Here is an 18,633-nt window from a genome sequence, read left to right as displayed (position 1 = left end):
TTAAGTCATACGCAAGCAGGCTTGTGCAACACAAATATTTATTGACCCGGACACACCGTATGACAAATCAAAGTAACGCATCAGCCCCTGTTTTAGATGACATCCCAGCTGAATTTCGTTCAGAAACGAGTTCCAGGCTACGTGCCCATGAACATATTGTGGCCACACTCGTGTTCGATCTGGATGCACAACTTCATTTTGTCAGTGGCCTTGTGCTGCTGACCAACCAGCGCCTGCTCAGTCGCGAACCTGACGGCCAGTGGCGTGAGTGGTCTTTCCAATCAGGATTAAAACTCCAACTGCATGACCATGCGGGCGTTGGCCATCTTGAATGGGTCACTCCCCAAGAGCGGCTGGCCATATGGCGCTTCACGCTGGCCCACAATCTGCACGCCATCAAGCTGGTAGACCAGTTTCAAATTTACCTGGACAGCCACCTCACTGGCCTGCCACCGGTACTGCCCGAAGGTCACCGGTGCCCCAGTTGCAAAGCCCCGCTGGAGCCAGACCAGGACGAATGCCCCATTTGTACCAAGGTCATTCATACCCCGCCTTCAACCTGGACACTGTTCAGATTGTGGCGCTTCGCCAAACCCTATCAAGGCCAGTTGCTGGCAGGCTTGATACTGACTTTGTTGGGTACCGCCGCCAGCCTGGTGCCGCCGTACTTGACCATGCCCCTGATGGACGAGGTGTTGATCCCGTTTCAAAACGGTCAACACATCGACCCCATGCTGGTGACCAAGTACATGGTTGGCCTGTTTGGGGCAGCTTTGCTGGCCTGGAGCTTGTCATGGGCCAAAACCTATATCCTGGCACTGGTGTCCGAGCGCATTGGCGCTGATTTGCGCACCACCACCTATGACCATTTGCTGCGTATGTCACTGGAATACTTTGGCGGCAAACGCACCGGTGACCTGATGTCGCGTATTGGCAGCGAAAGCGACCGTATTTGCGTGTTTTTGTCGCTGCACCTGCTGGACTTTGCCTCCGATATCCTGATGCTGATCATGACCGCAGTGATTTTGGTGTCCATCAATCCGATGCTTGCGTTGGTCACACTGGTGCCATTGCCCTTTATTGTGTGGATGATCCGCTCAGTGCGTTTTCGCCTACAAACCGGGTTTGAGAAAATTGACCGCGTCTGGTCAGAGGTGACTAGCGTACTGGCCGACACCATTCCAGGTGTGCGTGTGGTCAAAGCCTTTGCCCAGGAAGACCGTGAATCAGCCCGTTTCAAGACTGCCAACCAGCACAACTTGGCAGTGAACGACAAGATCAACAAAATCTGGTCGTTGTTCGCCCCTAGCATTTCACTGATGACCGAGTTGGGGCTGCTGGTGGTCTGGGGCTTTGGCATCTGGCTGGTGTCCAAGTCTGAAATTACCGTGGGTGTGCTGATGGCGTTTATTGCCTACATCAGCCGGTTTTATGGCCGCCTGGACTCCATGAGCCGAATTGTTTCTGTGACCGAAAAATCTGCCTCGGCGGCGAAACGCATTTTTGACATTCTGGATCACGTCTCCAGCGTGCCCGAGCCCACACAACCCGTCAAGCTCGACCACGTCAAAGGCCGCATCGAGTTAAGCGAGGTGAGTTTTCGCTATGGCAACCGCGAGGTCAACAAAGGCATCAGCCTGAGCATTGAACCCGGTGAAATGATTGGCCTGGTGGGCCACAGCGGCTCGGGCAAAAGCACGCTGGTGAACCTGATCTGCCGGTTTTATGACGTATCGGAAGGCTCCATCAAGGTTGATGGTGTGGATGTGCGCTCCTTCCCGGTGGCCGATTACCGCCGCCACATTGGTCTGGTGCTGCAAGAGCCCTTCCTGTTTTTTGGCACCATTGCCGAAAACATTGCCTATGGCAAACCCCACGCCACCCGCGCCGAGATCATTACCGCGGCCCGCGCTGCCCATGCCCATGAGTTCATCTTGCGCCTGCCGCAGGGCTATGACTCGATGGTGGGTGAGCGTGGTCAGGGCTTGTCAGGCGGGGAACGTCAGCGCATCTCGATTGCCCGCGCCTTGCTGATTGATCCACGCATCCTGATTCTGGATGAGGCCACCTCCTCCGTGGACTCCGAGACCGAGAAAGAAATCCAGAATGCCCTGGAAAACCTGGTGCAAGGCCGCACCACCATCGCCATTGCCCACCGTCTTTCCACCCTGCACCGCGCCAACCGGCTGGTGGTGATGGATCGCGGCCAGATTGTGGAAGTGGGTACCCATGACGACCTGATGGCCGCCCAAGGCGCGTACTACAACCTTTACCAGGCCCAGGCGCGCAACATGGATACCGATATGGATGATGAAAAAGGTGAGCAATGAACGCCATGAATACTGAAGTTTCCAGCACTTTTGAACTCCAACGCAACCCGTTTGGCAAACTGGTGCTCACCACCCCTGAGGGGCAAGTGGTTGAAGGCGTGGTGCCGATTCGCGCCTTTCCGATCCAATCCCCCGAGGCGGGCATCTCCCTGGTGCACACCGATGGCCATGAAGTCGCCTGGATCGACCAACTCGCCGCACTGTCCGAGCCCGCCCAAAGCCTGATCCGCGAAGAATTACAGGGCCGCGAATTCATGCCCGCCATTTTGAGCATCCACAGCGTCACCAGCTTCTCCACCCCTTGTACATGGCATGTCAAAACCGACCGTGGTGACACCTCCTTTGTGTTGCGTGGCGACGAAGACATTCGCCGCGTGGGCCCCACCATTTTGTTGGTCACCGACTCCCACGGCATTCAGTTTTTGATCCGTGACCCAGCCAAGCTCAGCAAGGAAAGCCGCAGAATTCTGGACCGGTTTCTTTGAGTAACCCCATTTCTGAATCGTCTGTGGCGGTGTATCGAGCTGCAGACATTACAAATGCAAGGCGAGACCACCCCCACACGGCTGATTTAGAAATGCAATGACATGCTCACCAATCTGACGCTCGCCACGCTGGCCCTGCTCGCCGCCCTGCTCTTTCGCCCATGGCAACTGCTGACAGGGGGGACGCGACTAACGCCACTTTTGGCCACACTCACGCTGGTGCCCTGGCTGTGGGCCATGCCCAGTTTGCACAAAATGCCGCTGCAGTTGCAGGGCTCGGCTGCCTGTTTGGTGGTGCTGATGCTTGGCTGGCCGCTGGCCGTACCGGTCTTGTGTGTGGTGGGTGTCATGGCCGCGCTAATCTCACCCATGTCATGGAACACCGCGCTGGATCTGACCGTGTGGCTGGGCCTGATACCCGCCACTTTGGCCTTGGCCATGGGTGCTGCGGTGCGCCGCTGGATTGGCTTGCACCTGTTTGTTTATGTGTTGGTGCGCGCTTTTCTGGGCACCGCCGTGTGCGTGTTTGTCGCCGGTGTGCTGGCCCAGTGGATGGGGCACAGCATGCCAGGTATTGACGACAACCTGAGTCTGGTTGCGCATTGGCTGATCGCCTGGGGTGACGCTTTCATGACCGGCATGCTCACCGTCCTCATGGTGGCCTTCAAGCCTGACTGGCTGGCCACCTGGTCTGACAAGCTGTATTTGAAGAAGTAATCCGCCTATCTGAACAGAGCCATAATTTTGCACAAATTGGCATGGAGAGCTTGTAGACATCGCCTATTGAGGCACTTCGCGCACAAGGCACACCGGTTGAATTCCATACCAAACTGAACCACGAAACGCTGACACAAATTATTCATAAAATCAGCCTCTAGCGCTTATGTATTAAGCGTGATATGCTACACAATCAATAGTAAAAATGACTACCCCAAAAGAACATCACCCCGGCCTTGTCGTGCAAAATCTGCCCGCAAACCTGAAGCTTTCAAACTTCAAACTCATCGCCTTCGACATGGACTCCACGCTGATCAACATCGAGTGTGTGGACGAAATTGCCGATGCCGTGGGTCGCAAGGCCGAGGTGGCTGCCATCACCGAGGCTGCCATGCGTGGTGAGATCACCGACTACAAGGAAAGCCTGCGTCAGCGCGTGGCCTTGCTCAAAGGGGTCACGCTGGCTGATCTGGAGCAGATTTACCAAGAGCGACTGCAACTCAACCCGGGTGCGGCCGAACTGGTGGCCACCTGCAAACAGGCCGGGCTGAAAGTGCTGCTGGTGTCCGGTGGCTTTACCCACTTTACCAACCGCATTCGTGACCGGCTGGGCATTGACTACACCCGCGCCAATGTGCTGGAAGTGGCCGACGGTGCGCTTACCGGCGGCATGGTTGATCAACCCTGGGGCGACATTTGTGACGGTGCCGAAAAACGCACCATGTTGCTGGAAACCTGCGCCAAGCTGGGTATTGACCCCAGCCAGGCGATTGCCATGGGTGACGGTGCCAACGATTTGCCCATGATGGGTGTGGCAGGCCTGTCGGTGGCCTACCACGCCAAGCCCGCAGTGCGTGTCCAGGCCCAAGTAGCCATCAACGCGGGTGGGCTGGATCGCTTGCTGGAAATATTGGCATAAAAACCGGCTTGCAGCAGGGTTTGAGCAGCGCTTCAATTCCGTTTTGGCCCACCTCAAAAGGCTGGAGAACAATACCTTTGGAGCCTCAGCGGTTGAAGAAGTCCCACATGATGTCATTGGCCGAAATAGCCTGTGATGGCTCCTCTTGACGGCCCGGCTTGTGACCACCGGGCCAGGAGTGTCCACCGGACTCGGTCACACACAACTGAACCTGAGCCTTGCCCGTACAGGGTGCATAGCGCTCGCAATAAGCACCGGGTTTGCTCAAAATACGTTGCGGTGCTGCGGTGCAACCATCTATCTGCGTCCATTTTGAAACCGTAGCGGGCACCGACACATAGTTGGTGACGGCGGACTGCCTCACCGAATCTGGCCCGGCACCTCCGTTAAACAGCACATGGCGATCATCTTGAGCATGAATATGCAGCACGGACACCGCTTTTGTCGGCTGACAGACGCGGGTGTTGTCAGTGCCCGCCACTGCCGCAATCGCCGTGAACACATCAGACATCTCGCAGGCCAGGCGGTAGGACATCATGGCGCCGTTGGACATGCCGGTGGCATAAATGCGTTGCGGATGGATGCTCATCTGGTGGGTGATGCGGCTCACCATCTCGCGGATAAAACCCACGTCATCCACTTGTTCGTCACGTGCCGCAGCGCAGCAATTGCCCGCATTCCAGGTGGCGAACTTGCCACTTTCCAAACGGCTGTAGCCATTGGGGAACACCACCACAAAGCCTTCGCGCTCAGATTGGCTGATCATGCCGTATGTGCTGTCGTCGGCCTGGTAATCCAGGTTGCCGCCACCGCCGTGCAAGGCCACCAACAAGGGCACGGGTGTTTGTGGTGTGTAGCGATGGGGCACGTGAACACGGTACATGCGCCTCAAACCATCATGCATCAGCGTGAACCGGTAGTCACCCGGCTGGTTGATGGCGGTTGGTGAAGCCGCTGTGTCTGCGGCCTCAAGCTTGGCCTGTTGACGCTGCTCCAGGCGGTTTTTCAGTCGTTGTCGAAGCGAGCCGTCTTGCGCTAGGCTCTGACCTGAGGCCAACACCAGGGTACCAGCCAGCAGCGCAGCAGAAATTCTTTGAAAAGGCATACCCAACCTCCTGTTCACTACCGATGAAATCCCAACCAAGCCAGCCCCATCAGCAGGCCCATCAGCACCGGCTGGTGCAGCATGTAGTAGCTCAAACTCCAGCGCCCCAGAGCCGCCAACGCCAGACCCGCACGGGGCAGCGGCTGCTGCAACACGCCTTGGGCTCGGGATAGGGCCCACGCACCAGATGCCGCACCCCACCACATCACGCCCAGCCAGGGGAACAGCGGTGCGTAATCCTCGGTCACGGGTTTTTGTGTGATCCAACCCAGCCAATTCATCGCAGGTGAATTCATAAATGCAATAAATTGGCCACTAGCGCTTGTTGATATTGCGTAAGCAGCTATAAATTTAGAAGCAATCGCCAATACCCCCAGCCACCACAGCCAACGCCCCCAGTGGGCAGTGAGCCGCACCACCACCAGCATCAGCGCCATGCCGTGCAAGATGCCAAAGTAAATGAAGGTTTGTGGGTACATCAGCCATGACCCGGCGCTGACCAGCACGGCGCAACCAGCTACCTGCGCCCAACGCTTCCAGAACCGGGCCCAGCTTTGCCCCTGTGCACTGGCCACGGCTTGCCCAAAGCCGGCGCAGAACAGAAACAGGCTGACGATCAGCACCCGCTGCCACGTCCAGAGCGGATCACGGTAAAAATCTTGTTGCGTCCAGCCAAAGTGGTTCAAGTCAAAACTGAAATGGAACACGGTCATCCACAGCATGGCCAGGCCACGCAAGGCATCCAGGGCATCAAAGCGTTGGTTTTTCATACGGAAAGTGTACTGAGCAAGGGATAGTTGGCGCTGCGCCCGGCATCGGCCAAGTGCTGCAAGGACAAAGCCAGCTCTTCGCGCAGCCAGGCTCGAAAAGCCAGCAGGGGCGGCCAATTTTCCAGCTCAGGCGGGAACACACACCAGTAATGCGCGTAGGCCGAATCGCCGGGCAAGGCCGTGGGTGACAAGCGCAGCAAGCGCCCATCGCGCAGGGCATCAGCCGCCAGCACTTCACGCGCCAGGCCAATGCCAATGTCTTGCTCCACCGCCTGCAGCAGCAAACCGGCATCGTTGAACGTGGCCACTGGGCTGACGGCATTGCGCCAACCGCCCAGGGCAAACCAACGCTCCCACAGCTCGGGGCGGCCCAGCAAAGGCTCTTCGGCCAGTGCCTTGATGCCGCAGCCGTTCAAACGGTGCGCCGCAGCGGGTGAACCCAGCACCACCAGCGGCGAGTCCACCAGTTGTTCGGCTTGCAGGCCACGCCACGGCCCCTGCCCCTGGCGCAGGCCAGCGTGATACCCCTCGCGCAGCAGATCCACCAACTGCTGCGAGGTGTGCAGCTCCAGATGGATGTCAGGATGGCGTTCACGCCAGCGCGGCATGCGCGGCAGCAGCCAGCGTTGCGCAAACGACGGCAGCAGCGTCAGCCGAATGCGCTGGGCCTCGCCCTGTGCCGTTGCGGCTGCGGCACGCAAGCCCTCGTCAAGCCGATCCAGCGCGGGTTCCACCGCTCGCTGCAAGGTGGCCCCGGCGGTATTCAGCACGATGCGCCGACCCCGGCGCTCAAACAGTGCAAAGCCCACCTGCTCTTCCAGCAGCTTGATCTGCTGACTGACCGCACTGTGGGTCAGGTGAAGCTCCTGCGCGGCAGCCCGCAGATTGCCCAGGCGAGCCACCACACGAAAGGCTGGCAAAGTATTCAAAGGTAATCTGGACATGGATTGGTAAGTATCAGTGAACGGTTTATGCAGAAATTAACGATATTCAAGCACGTAAACAATGGATAAGCTTACCAGCATCCTCAATCACATACAGGAGTCCGCCATGAACACCGCTTGCAATCCCTGCACCACCAGCCCCTTGACACCGCTGCAGACACGCCGATTTGTCAATACCTGGGTTGCTCGCACACGCGCCTGGTGGGCACGCTGGACGGCTCCACGCCATGCCCCACACACAGAAAGCGAACTGACCGCCCTGGACGGTTTGACGGCCGAAACACTCAAGGACATCGGCGCGCCAGAATGGCTGCAGGCGCGTGCACTGCGAACCCAGGAACGCGCCCGGCAAGGGGGCTTGTTTGAACGGGATTCGCTGCACTGGCGTTGAGGATGCGGCAAGCCGTGCAAGCAATTGGAGGAAGAATGTCCCCTTCGCCAATTGCCTGCGGCTCTTCAGCGTCGGCGCACTACTGCCAGTTGGCCGCCAGCACCGGTGCCAGCGTGGTCTGGTAAGCCGCAGTCAGCGTGGTCTGCCCCGCTGCCGGTGGCGCAAAGCCTGCCATGGCACTCACCAGGTTTTGCACCTGGCTGTCCAACAGGGTTTTGCCGTCGCTGGTTTTGAACTGCTCCACGTGGTACTGGCTGCCCAGATACCAGTCTTGAATCACCAATTTATCGTTGCTGCCCACGATGCTGATCTCAAGGTCGCTGGACACATGGCGAAACCATAGCTGATTGGCCGCAATACCGCCCCCAAATTCAGCCACATCGGTGTTGCCTTTGGATGAATCCTTGTCAACAACGGTATCCGCCCCGCAACCACGCACTATGCGATAGTGGTCATCGCCCTTGCCACCATCCAGAGTATTGCTTTTGCCATTTCCGCTGCCGTGATCACTCTTGTCGCTGTCGTCGCTGAGACTGACGCGATTTTTGGACTTCTCATCGCTACGCTGATCACCTTCACCATCACCTGATCCATCCGATTTACATTCTTTGGTCGAGCCCGCATCCTTGCTGTGTGACTGATCATTGGATTGAGTCACTTTTTTGCAGTCACTGCTGCGATCATCCTTGTCATCCTTGTCATCCTTGTCGCTGTGATCTGAGTCATCTTTTGAGCTCTTATCCTCACGGTCATCCTTATCTTCTTTCGACGAGCCACATCCAGTACCTCCACCCGTTGCCGCCGAGGTGACATTGAGTAGAAAAGTGTCCAATGCCGTCGCCCCCATGGTGTCAGTTGCAATCACATCCACACTCAGCGCCCCAAGATTTGCAGCAGCGGGAGTTCCTGTAAACGTGCGCGTGGCCTGATCAAATTTCAACCACGCTGGCAAGGCCAGTCCATTGCTCAAGCGTGCCTGGTAAGACAAGACATCGCCCGTATCCACATCGGTAAATGTCGATATGGGCAACTGATAGTTCAACGCCGTGCCAGCCTTCACTGACTGGTCAGACATCGGCACACTGACGACTGGCGCATCATTAAGCCCGCTGACATTGACCGTCAGCGCAGAAGACACACTCTCTACCCCATCTGTCACGCTGTACGCGAACACATCCGCCACACTGGCCCCTTGTGTCAATGACTGCACCGCCACTGCGTTGTTGTTCAGCGTATAGGTGTAGCTGCCATCTGCACTCAACACCACACTGCCGTAATTGCCGGTAAATGTTCCCGCATTGACCAGGGTCAAAACGGTTCCAGCATCCACATCACTGTCGTTGGCCAACACATTCCCGGTGGCTGTCAAACTCATATCTTCCTGAACCTGCGCCGTATCCGCACTCGCCACCGGGCCATCGTTTGTGCCTGTAATGCTCACCGTCAATTCACTACTGGAACTTGCCAGTCCGTCGGTCACCTCGTAGCTGAATTGATCACTGACCACCTGTCCCTGTGCCAGGGACTGCACACTTTGGCTGGTATTGTTCAAGGTGTAGTTGTATTGACCATCAGCCCCCAGATCAAGCACGCCGTAGTTTCCTACTACCGTACCGGGATTCACCACAGTAAGTGTGTCGCCTGTATCAACATCACTGTCGTTGGTCAGCACATTGCCGATGGCTGTCAGGCTCACATCTTCCTGCACCTGTGCCGTATCCGAGATCGCCCCTGGGCAGTCGTTTGTGCCTGTGATGCTAATATTGAGCTCACTGGTCGCAGTGGCAATGCCGTCACTCACCTCATAGCTGAATTGATCAACCACCACCTGACCTTGTGCCAGAGACTGCACGCTTTGGCTGGCATTGTTCAGTGTGTAGGTGTACTGACCATCGGCCCCCAGATCAAGCATGCCGTAGTTCCCAGCAGTTGCGCCCGTATTAACAACAGTGAGTGTGTCTCCAATGTCCACATCACTGTCATTGCCCAGCACATTGCCTGTGGCTGCAACAATGCCATCCTCCACAACAGCTGCCTCATCGTTCAACACAGAAGGCCCGTCATTGACACCTGTGATCGTCAGGGTTACCTTGGCCGTGCTGGTCGCGCCATAAGCATCACTGACCGTGTAAGCGAATGTGTCGGTTGCTATCTGGCCCTCTTGAAGGTGCTGAAATGCAGTACCCATTTCGTACAGCACCTCTTGCCCAACCTGCGTCACTGCTGCCCCCGATTCTGCCTGGCTGACCTCTAGCAAACTCAGCACATCACCGTACACAGAATCAGCATCCGTATCGTTACCCAACAGGTCTACTGTGGGTACAACCACCACCCCGGCATCTTCATCGGTGCTCACAGCATCATCTTGTGCGACAGGGGCCACATTGGCAAGGGTTTCAATAGCGAGCCGATCCAGGGCCGCACTATCGCAAAACTCAATCCGGCTCACTCCCCCACTAGTTTGCGCAAACCATTGGTTCAATGTCACGCTATCTTGGGTATTGCCAATACTCAGCATCAAATCATCATTGACACGTCTTGCATGAAGGTCAGCAGCGGTGAGATCATTGCCAAAAAACAAAGTATCCGAACCCTGCCCATCGTCAATCACATCGGCAGCGCCCCCCAGGCGGATCACATACCGGTCATCACCTTCACCCCCAGCAAGCCAATCGTCACCCGCCCCACCCACCAGCTTGTCGTTACCCGCAAAACCCTCCAAACGAGCCCCAACATCACTGCCCACCAAAATGTTGTCGGCAGAATTTCCCAGACCCGAATCGGCATTGCCCAGCAACGTCAGGTTTTCCAGATTGTCACCAAGCTGATAGCTCACATAACTCTGCACCGTATCGGTTCCCGCATCAGCCTGCTCAACAACGAGATCACCCAATTGGTCAACCGCATAAGTGTCATTGCCCAAGCCTCCGATCAAGGTATCGGCACCTGCACCACCATCCAAACGGTTGTTGAGTTCGTTACCCACAATGACGTTGTCCAGCTCATTGCCGACACCATCCTGACCATAAGCCACCAAGTCTGCGCCGTACTGGGCATGGGTACTTTGCGTGGCAGTGTCAAATACCAGACGCAACTCTTCCACGTTATCGGTCAGCGTAAAACTGGCGCTGCTCACCACAACGTCATACCCTTCATCGGCAGACTCAAGCACGGTGTCTGTCGTCCACTCAAGGCGCTCAACAGGCACACTGTCACCACAGTCATTCAGCTCGCTACTTGCCACCTTGGTGTATTGACCATCTACCACATAGACATCGTTATCCATACCACCTGTCAGCGTATCGAGGCTCACCTCGCCATCCAGGTATTGGGTATCCAACGCCAGTGCCGGTAAAGCCCAATTGGGTGTCTGACCGCCATCCAAACTTACCGTGGCTGAGTAAGTGCCGCCAGAATACGCATAGTCGGCAGGGTCTCTGCCCGCCACCGGGTCAAACGGATCAACCGGCAAATTACCGTCGTAGTCTGAAATCCCAAGGTAATATGAGCCAGTGGCTGTCACCGTAAAAGAAATACTGGAGTCCAGGTCATTCAATGAGCCGCCCGAACCATTGGCATCGTCATTGAACACCACCAAATTGCCACTTGCGTCATACAAGCCCAACACCGTATCAAACTCCGTAAACAGAGAAGCGTTCACAACCTGCCCGACCGTCAACTCGCCTAGGTTGTAAAAATCGTAATCCCAGCCAAACCCAGAGGCCGCATACGGGCCATCCCCAATACTCCCCTGAAGCACGTAACTGCTGGAACCGGCCAGCAAATTGGCCGCCGTCATAGAGTCGTTATCCTCCGTTGAGGTAACTATCACAGGCGTGGCCAGCGGTGTTGTCGGGCTGGCTAAATCTGAAGAGCTTGAAATAGCGCCAATCTGCTGCGCCGTCCAGCCCAAATGGCTGCTGTACAGAACATCGTTACCCTCCCCCCCGACAACATCATCAACCCCACCCCCCACCCATCAAAACATCATTGCCAGAGCCACCATCCATTAAATCGTCGCCCCCGCCACCTAGAACAACATCATTACCTTGCTCTCCATAAACTTCATCATTACCGTCACCACCATCGATGAAGTCATCATCGGACATGTTCACCAATGAGTCTGACCCTGGATCGTAGTAACGCGAACCGCCACTATCACCACCATAAATCACATCATTGCCCGCACCGCCCAGCAAGGTATCTGCACCAGACCCACCATCTATCGCGTCGTTGCCGTCACCACCAGTTATTTGATCATTGTTGGACAGGGTATCACCCCCTTCGGCACCATCATTGCGACCGCCAAAAAGTGTGTCGTCGCCACTGCCGCCCATGATCATGTCATCACCGGAGCCACCATCAATCGTGTCATTGCCCGAGCCACCGTCTATCGTGTCTGCGTTTCCAAAGAGCGTGTTGGACCCACTCTCCACAAAATCATCGTGCCCACCAAACAGGTTGTCATTGCCATCCCCACCCTTTAGCACATCATTGCCAGCAAAGCCATCCACCACATCATCGCCAGCGCCAGCGTCCAAAAAGTTGTCAGCAGTGTTGGCCAGAATCTGGTTATCACTGTCATTACCGATGCCAACCACTGCGCCATCCAGCAAACTCAAATTCTCAACATCAGCTGTCAAAGTGATATCCACCGAGCCATACACCAAATCAACACCTTCCCCTGCCTGCTCCACCACCACATCCCCTGCATCGTCAACCCAATACGTGTCGTCCCCCGCACCACCGGCCATGGCATCGCTGCCCAAACCACCATCAAGACGATCATTGCTATCGCCACCAGCAAGCACGTCATCCCCCGCACCACCGGCCAGAGCATCCTCACCCCCAAAGCCCTCAAGCACATTGTTGGCATCATTGCCATTGATCAGATTGGCCAAATCATTGCCACGGCCATCAATGTCGGCAGAGCCGGTCAAATCAAGCTGCTCCAGGTTCGAGCCAAGCACAAACGATACCGACGAATTCACTCGGTCGTAATCAGACCACCAACCCTTCTCAAACCCTTGATCTGATCGACCCCAATACCAAGAAGTGCGCATTTCACCAGCCGTTGTGTCAATCACTTGATCAGCCACGTCATCCACGTAATACACATCGCTGCCCGAACCGCCATCCAGCACATCCGCGCCCACACCACCATCCAGCACATCGCTACCCGCCAAACCAGACAAGATGTTGTCCCCACTGTTGCCGGTGATCACGTTGTCCAATACATTGCCCGTACCCCTCAAGTCATCTGCCCCAAGAAGATTGAGGTTTTCCAGGTTTTGGCCCAGCGCAAAACTTACTGACGCATTCACCGTATCGGCTTCAGGCAACTGAAACTCCCCATTCCACCCGTTGGAGTAAGTTGGCCCCACCCAGTCTTCAATCGTCCGGTCGTTCACATTGTCCACAAAATAGACATCCTCCCCCAGCCCGCCGCGCATCTCATCAGCGCCACCACCGCCATCCAGCGTATTTGCCCCACTGTTGCCAATGATCGCGTTATCCTGCGCGTTACCCGTGCCAGAGATATCAGAGTTTCCGTTCAATATCAGCTTTTCAACATGGTCTGACAGGCCATAACTGACTATGCTTCCGACAGTATCCAATCCTTCACCCTCGGCCTCAACAACGACCGTGTTGGCATCCTGCACCAAATAGTAGTCATCGCCGGTGCCACCGATCAAAGTATCACGCCCCCCCAACCCAAAGAAATCGTCGTTGCCCGCGCCGCCTTGCAAAATATTATTGCCACTGTTACCCCACAATTGATTGTTCAACTCATTGCCGATGGCATCAATGTTTTCAGTGCCAGTAAGTTCGATGATTTCAATGTTGTTACTTAGCGTATAGCTGACCGAAGCGTTCACAACATCATTGCCTTCCCCGGCATTCTCGATGACCACATCAGCGGCGTTATTCACCGTGTAATTGTCATTACCACGTCCGCCAATCATGGTGTCTGTGCCATCGCCGCTGACAAGCACATCATCGTCGGCGTTACCTATCAGCGTGCTGTTACCCGCACCCCCATACAAATAGTCGCGCCCATAACCACCCATCAGCGTGTCATTACCCCCGCCACTTTGCAAGCTGACCCCGTCAACCGTTGCCGAAGCATCAATACGGTTGTCCAAAGCATTGCCTGTTCCTTGATACGCCGAGCCCACCAGCGTCAGGTTCTCCACGTTGTCACCCAAGGTGTAGCTGACACTGCTTTGCACCGTGTCCACCCCCTCGCCTGCCAGTTCAATCACCGTGTCTTCCGGGCTGCTGACCACATAGGTATCGTTGCCCGTGCCACCACTCAAGGTGTTGCTGCCTGCGCCACCTGCCAAGGTGTCGTCCCCCGAATTACCCAGAAGGGTGTCGTCTCCCTCGCCGCCGCTGATGGTGTCGTTGCCCGCACCACCGCTGACTGTGTCATTGCCCGCCAGGGCATCGATATGCTCACCCAGCGGTGTACCTTGCAGCACGTCGTCTTGCGGTGTGCCGGTGATGTCTGGTGCTCCCAGGGCCAGGAGTTCAGGTAGGGTGAAGCTACGGTCTTCGAAGATGAATGTGTCCACCGCGCAGGAGTTGATCGGGTCTTCCGGGTCAAAGCCGTCTATGTGCAGCACATCACCATCGGCAAAACTGAGCTTGAGTGAGCCAATGCCCAGCACCAGGCCGGCACTGGCAAACGAGCGGTAAAACTGCACCGTGTTGCCGCCACCACTGTCAGAAATGTGGTTCACGCCTGAGCCAGGTCTGAAGGCATAAATATCCCGGCCTGCACCACCGTCCAAATAGTTGCCACCAGAGCCGACAAGAAGGACATCATTGCCCTCACCACCCAGCAAGGTATTGTTGGTACCAGAGGTAATTTCCAGACGGTCGTTGTCCGCACCACCCATCAAGGTATTGTTGGTACCAGAGGTAATTTCCAGACGGTCGTTGTCCGCACCACCCATCAAGGTATTGTTGTTACCGATGACAAAAAACCGGTCATTACCTTCCTGGCCGTCCAGGGTATTGCCATCACCGCTGGTCATATCAAGCTGATCGTTACCCGTGCCACCTAACAGAGTGTTGTTGTTACCAGCGACAAAAAGCAGGTCGTCTCCGTCTTGACCATCCAGGATGTTGCCATTACCGCTGGTGACATCAAGCTGGTCGTTATCCGCGCCACCCTGCAGCGTGTTGTTGTTACCAGTGACAAAAAGCTGGTCATTGCCATCATCCCCGTTGAGCATGTTTTGCTGGCCACTGGCTGTTTGCAATTGATCATCACCCAGTCCACCCGACAACACATTGTTGTCCCCCGTGGTATCGAGCAAGTCATCACCCTGGCCACCATCAAGCTTATTGCCGTTGCCGCTGACAATGTTCAAATAGTCAAGCCCATCCCCCCCAGCCAGAGAGTTGTTGTCCCCCGTCACAAACAGCCGGTCATTGCCGTCTTGCCCGTCTAGCAGGTTGTCATTTCCGCTGGTCACCAAAAGCTGGTCATCACCCGCCCCACCCAGCAAGATGTTGCTATCCGAGCTGACCTCAAGGCTGTCGGTGTCATCACCCCCATCAAGGTAGTTGTTTCCCAGGCCACCTTTAAGGGTGTCGTTGCCCGTGCCTCCGTACAGGGTGTCGTCTCCACCACCACCGTCCAGGTAGTCATTGCCGTCTTCACCATCCAGGATGTCGTTGCCTTGGAACTCAGCGGCTACTCTGGAGAGTTCATCATCGCCAAACAGCTTGTCATCGCCCGCACCGCCGTACAAGGTATCGTCCCCGCCACCACCTACCAGCTGATCGTTACCGTCTTCGCCGTCCAGGTAGTCATTGCCGTTGTATGGCCCTTGCAGCACGGCGATGTTTTCGTCGCCATACAGGTTGTCGTCCCCCGTGCCGCCAAACAGGGTGTCATCTTTGCCGCCACCCACCAGTTGGTCGTTGCCGTCCTCGCCGTCCAGATAGTCATTGCCCCACAGCAGTGCGTTGTCAGCCGGGTTGGCAACGTTGTCCGCACTGGTGTCGCCCCAGAGCTGGTCGTTGCCTGCACCGCCATACAGCGTGTCATCTTTGGCTCCACCTTCAAGGTAGTCGTTGCCGTCTTCACCATCCAGGTAGTCATTGCCCTGAGAAGCCAGACTCACATAAGTGGGCGCATCGGTTAGGCCACTACTGTCGCCCCAGAGCTTGTCGTCGCCTGCACCACCGTACAGGGTATCGTCTTTGCCACCACCCATCAGCTGGTCGTTGCCGTCTTCGCCATCCAGGTAGTCGTTGCCGTGCACACCTTCCTCCAACCCGCGTTCTGAGTTGTCCCCGAACAGTACGTCGTTGTCCACACCGCCATACAAGGCATCGTTACCACCCCCACCCACAATCATGTCGTCGCCAGCGCCACCGTCCAAAAAGTCGTTGCCGTGCTCGGCTGCGCTGGTGAATAGAGCAGGGTCCCATGTGCCTGATGCGTCGCCGTCACCAAAGATGATGTCGCCCCCATCACCTGCGGTAATGATGTCGTTGCCACCACCGCCCCAGAGAGAATCGCTGCCCAACCCCCCATCAATGCGGTCATCTCCACGCCCGGTCACTACGGTGTCGTCGCCCGCACCGGCATTCACCACATCGGGTGCGTCATCTTGCGCCAGTGGGCCCAGGTAGCTGGGGTAGTTGGTGCTTTGCGAGGTTTTATCTACTGCGTAGCCCCAGGTGCTGCCCTGGATCACCAGGGTTTGCCCGGCGGGCATTTTCCATGTGTCATCGGCTTTGATGCGCTGGGGCACATTCAAATCGAGTGCGCTGAAGATGATGTCATTGCCTGTGCCGCCGTTGATGTTGTCCGAGCCCCCGCCACCGCCTATCAAATCGTCACCGCTGCCGCCATCCATATCGTCATTACCCGCGCCTCCATTCAGTGCGTCGTTGCCGCCCAGGCCCGAGATTTTGTCAACGCCTGTGGTGCCGCTGATGACATCGGCAAAGTCGGCCTCGGCCACGCCTGCGGTGAGGGTGCCGTCGGCGGCCCAGCTGGTTTCTCCCCATTTGTAGTAACCAGATGCGTTCAGCTGGGCGTGTTGGTCGCCGGTGAATATCCGGATGCCGGTCTTGGGGTCAACGGGCGCTTGCGCGTTGTCAAGCACGATGCCCAGCTGGTTGCCACCATTGCTTTGCCAGTTGCGGATGGTGATTGTGTCGAGGCTGGAGCCTTTGCTGATGACCAGGTCACCGCCGCTGGTGAGCAGGTAGCCCCATTGTTTGTCGGCGCTGATCCAGTAGTTGTCGTCGGCCTTCTTGCCGCCGGTGAGTTGCGTGCCATTCACAGTGATTTTTCCGTTGCCGTCGCTGTCCTGGATGACATCAAAGAGTTCACCACTTTTGAGTTGGTAGGTGTCTGAGCCTGCGCCGCCGTAGAGCCAGTCGCCACACAGGCCACCGTTGAGGATGTCGTTGCCTTCGCCGCCGTAAATACGGTCAAGGCCTGCTCCGCCGTTCAAGGTGTCGGCTCCATCAAGGCCCGCCAAAACATCGTCACCTCCCCCACCATTGATAGTGTCAGCTGTGTTGTAGCCAATCACCACATCTTCACGGGCATCGGCATTGAAGTCGGCTGCCAACGCATTTGCACCGCTTTGCAACGTCCAGCGGGCGTAATGAGCATGAGGCACGCTATTGCCTTCATCACCCAACAGCAGACCCAACATGCGGTTGAGTTCCACTTCAACCTTATCGGCCTCTTTGTTCAGGGTTTGCAGGTCAGCGGTCAGGCCACCAGTGACTGATCGCAGCAGAGTGTCGAATTTTCCAACGAAGCCTTGCTCTGGTGCCCTTGTTTTGCCTTGCGCATACAAATTCGCCAACACCGCGTCCATCAATATGGCAGCGACATTGTTCATGCCTTTGCTATCCGATCCGGGCAGGTCTTTGAGACTGGTCAGGCCCTCAGTGCGGTTGATCTTGTTGACATCGACTGCCAGCGCACCGAGTGCGCCTTCACCCCGGTATTCGCGCTGCACCAGTAAATCGGTGAGGTTGGCGTTGATTTTGTTTTTCGGATCGTTCGCATATAGCCCAGAAAACATCCTCGGCAGCAACTCTGGGTATGCCCGCACCACCGACAAGAAGTCGGGGCTTTGCAAAAAGCCAGCCAACAGGGTGATGGAGTGCAAGGTGACCGGGTCGCCACTGGTTACCGTGTAGCCCCATGCTGTGGTACCCCAGTCCAGAACGGTTTGGGCATGCGGATCAATTTCAATCTCACTGCCACACACTTTGTCTACCCCCGCCCCCAGCATCCACAGTTTGGGACTGATCAGGCCCAAACCCGCGGAAACAAAATTCAACATGGTCGTGCTGGCCAAGGACAGGGCTTCGCCTTTGGTGTAAATCTGGGTGACCTGTTCATCACGGGCTTGACGAGTCGGGCTGGGGATCAGCGCGCCGGTGGGGTCCAAAGCGATATAGGAGGAAAACGTGCTGGGCAAGGTGTAGCCCGCAGCAGTCAATGCGTTCTTCAGCGCGCTGACCACGGTGGAAGAGTCCGCGCTCTTTTGAAATGGGGCCTGGTCAAACACCACGGCGGGTTTGTCAAAGTACACCGCCATCAGGGATGCCAGACCGCCACCCATGGAGTGCCCGGTAAAACTGATGTTGCTAACGCCGGGGTTGTTCTTAACCACATCCAGATAGAACTTGGCGGCATCGGTAATTTGAGGGGCGAGATAGCCAGCGCTTGCCCCGGGAACGTTGCCGGTCAGCCAGTCCATTGCGTCTTCGTTTGTGGTGCCGGCATAGGAGATAACGATTTCGCTGCCCTTTTGGTAGGCGCGGGCCATGAAGCCATCTGACAGAATGACCGGTGTTCCTATGGGGTCCCAGCCGTCGGGTATTGGAAGGGTGTTCTGTTCGTATCGCACCAGAGGTGAGTTGCCATACACATTGGCGGAGAAGAGCGCGTATTCAAGATTGGTTGTCATGATTG

At 56.4% G+C, this 18,633-nt stretch carries 10 protein-coding genes; 5 read left to right on the top strand and 5 right to left on the bottom strand.

All coding sequences use genetic code 11. The features are described 5' to 3' along the window. The first annotated feature begins 59 nt into the window (after positions 1 to 59). From LDN84_RS11370 to serB, 4 genes are all read left to right on the top strand, one after another. A complete protein-coding gene (locus LDN84_RS11370; protein WP_223912663.1) occupies positions 60 to 2,330 on the top strand; it encodes a cyanophycin metabolism-associated ABC transporter in 2,271 nt (756 codons plus the stop codon). A gap of 5 nt (positions 2,331 to 2,335) precedes the next feature. Beyond that, positions 2,336 to 2,815: a cyanophycin metabolism-associated DUF1854 family protein gene (locus LDN84_RS11365; protein ID WP_223912659.1), complete on the top strand. Its 480-nt coding sequence runs from the start codon at positions 2,336 to 2,338 to the stop codon at positions 2,813 to 2,815. Positions 2,816 to 2,917: 102 nt separating this feature from the next. Further along, positions 2,918 to 3,532: a hypothetical protein gene (locus LDN84_RS11360; RefSeq protein ID WP_223912656.1), complete on the top strand. Its 615-nt coding sequence runs from the start codon at positions 2,918 to 2,920 to the stop codon at positions 3,530 to 3,532. Positions 3,533 to 3,737: 205 nt separating this feature from the next. Beyond that, positions 3,738 to 4,451, top strand: coding sequence for a phosphoserine phosphatase SerB (serB, locus tag LDN84_RS11355; RefSeq protein ID WP_223912654.1), 714 nt, complete (start codon positions 3,738 to 3,740; stop codon positions 4,449 to 4,451). Between the two features lie 85 nt (positions 4,452 to 4,536). On the opposite strand, the gene LDN84_RS11350 is transcribed toward serB, so the two are convergent. The 3 genes from LDN84_RS11350 to LDN84_RS11340 are packed head-to-tail and all read right to left on the bottom strand — an operon-like array spanning position 4,537 to position 7,270. Then, entirely contained in the window at positions 4,537 to 5,556 is a 1,020-nt protein-coding gene (locus LDN84_RS11350) for an extracellular catalytic domain type 1 short-chain-length polyhydroxyalkanoate depolymerase (RefSeq protein ID WP_223912651.1), read from the bottom strand. Positions 5,557 to 5,573: 17 nt separating this feature from the next. Beyond that, positions 5,574 to 6,326 (bottom strand): acetyltransferase domain-containing protein, encoded by a 753-nt coding sequence (locus LDN84_RS11345; RefSeq protein ID WP_223912648.1) that lies wholly within the window; start codon positions 6,324 to 6,326, stop codon positions 5,574 to 5,576. Continuing rightward, complete coding sequence (locus tag LDN84_RS11340) at positions 6,323 to 7,270, bottom strand: LysR substrate-binding domain-containing protein (protein WP_223912645.1); 948 nt, start codon at positions 7,268 to 7,270, stop codon at positions 6,323 to 6,325. The genes LDN84_RS11345 and LDN84_RS11340 overlap by 4 nt, the downstream gene beginning before the upstream one ends. 106 nt (positions 7,271 to 7,376) lie before the next feature. Here LDN84_RS11340 and LDN84_RS11335 point away from each other — a divergent pair, with 106 nt between their 5' ends. Beyond that, positions 7,377 to 7,661: a hypothetical protein gene (locus LDN84_RS11335; RefSeq protein ID WP_223912643.1), complete on the top strand. Its 285-nt coding sequence runs from the start codon at positions 7,377 to 7,379 to the stop codon at positions 7,659 to 7,661. Positions 7,662 to 7,740: 79 nt separating this feature from the next. On the opposite strand, the gene LDN84_RS11330 is transcribed toward LDN84_RS11335, so the two are convergent. Both LDN84_RS11330 and LDN84_RS11325 read right to left on the bottom strand, forming a co-directional pair. Next, positions 7,741 to 11,460, bottom strand: a complete 3,720-nt coding sequence (locus tag LDN84_RS11330; protein WP_223912640.1) for a cadherin-like domain-containing protein — start codon at positions 11,458 to 11,460, stop codon at positions 7,741 to 7,743. Positions 11,461 to 11,620: 160 nt separating this feature from the next. Continuing rightward, a complete protein-coding gene (locus LDN84_RS11325; RefSeq protein ID WP_223912637.1) occupies positions 11,621 to 18,628 on the bottom strand; it encodes a Tle-like phospholipase domain-containing protein in 7,008 nt (2,335 codons plus the stop codon). Positions 18,629 to 18,633: the final 5 nt, after the last annotated feature.

The sequence above is a fragment of the Rhodoferax lithotrophicus genome (assembly GCF_019973615.1).
Taxonomy (GTDB): domain Bacteria; phylum Pseudomonadota; class Gammaproteobacteria; order Burkholderiales; family Burkholderiaceae_C; genus Rhodoferax; species Rhodoferax lithotrophicus.
The sequence above is the reverse complement of the archived record's forward strand: the minus strand, read 5'-3'. Positions and strand labels throughout refer to the sequence as shown.

What these genes read in the sequence shown, in the direction of transcription:
- LDN84_RS11370 (WP_223912663.1), top strand. Translation starts at nt 60, where the DNA reads ATGACAAATCAAAGTAACGCATCAGCCCCTGTTTTAGATGACATCCCA.
- LDN84_RS11365 (WP_223912659.1), top strand. Translation starts at nt 2,336, where the DNA reads ATGAATACTGAAGTTTCCAGCACTTTTGAACTCCAACGCAACCCGTTT.
- LDN84_RS11360 (WP_223912656.1), top strand. Translation starts at nt 2,918, where the DNA reads ATGCTCACCAATCTGACGCTCGCCACGCTGGCCCTGCTCGCCGCCCTG.
- serB (WP_223912654.1), top strand. Translation starts at nt 3,738, where the DNA reads ATGACTACCCCAAAAGAACATCACCCCGGCCTTGTCGTGCAAAATCTG.
- LDN84_RS11350 (WP_223912651.1), bottom strand. Translation starts at nt 5,556, where the DNA reads ATGCCTTTTCAAAGAATTTCTGCTGCGCTGCTGGCTGGTACCCTGGTG.
- LDN84_RS11345 (WP_223912648.1), bottom strand. Translation starts at nt 6,326, where the DNA reads ATGAAAAACCAACGCTTTGATGCCCTGGATGCCTTGCGTGGCCTGGCC.
- LDN84_RS11340 (WP_223912645.1), bottom strand. Translation starts at nt 7,270, where the DNA reads ATGTCCAGATTACCTTTGAATACTTTGCCAGCCTTTCGTGTGGTGGCT.
- LDN84_RS11335 (WP_223912643.1), top strand. Translation starts at nt 7,377, where the DNA reads ATGAACACCGCTTGCAATCCCTGCACCACCAGCCCCTTGACACCGCTG.
- LDN84_RS11330 (WP_223912640.1), bottom strand. Translation starts at nt 11,460, where the DNA reads ATGACGGCGGCCAATTTGCTGGCCGGTTCCAGCAGTTACGTGCTTCAG.
- LDN84_RS11325 (WP_223912637.1), bottom strand. Translation starts at nt 18,628, where the DNA reads ATGACAACCAATCTTGAATACGCGCTCTTCTCCGCCAATGTGTATGGC.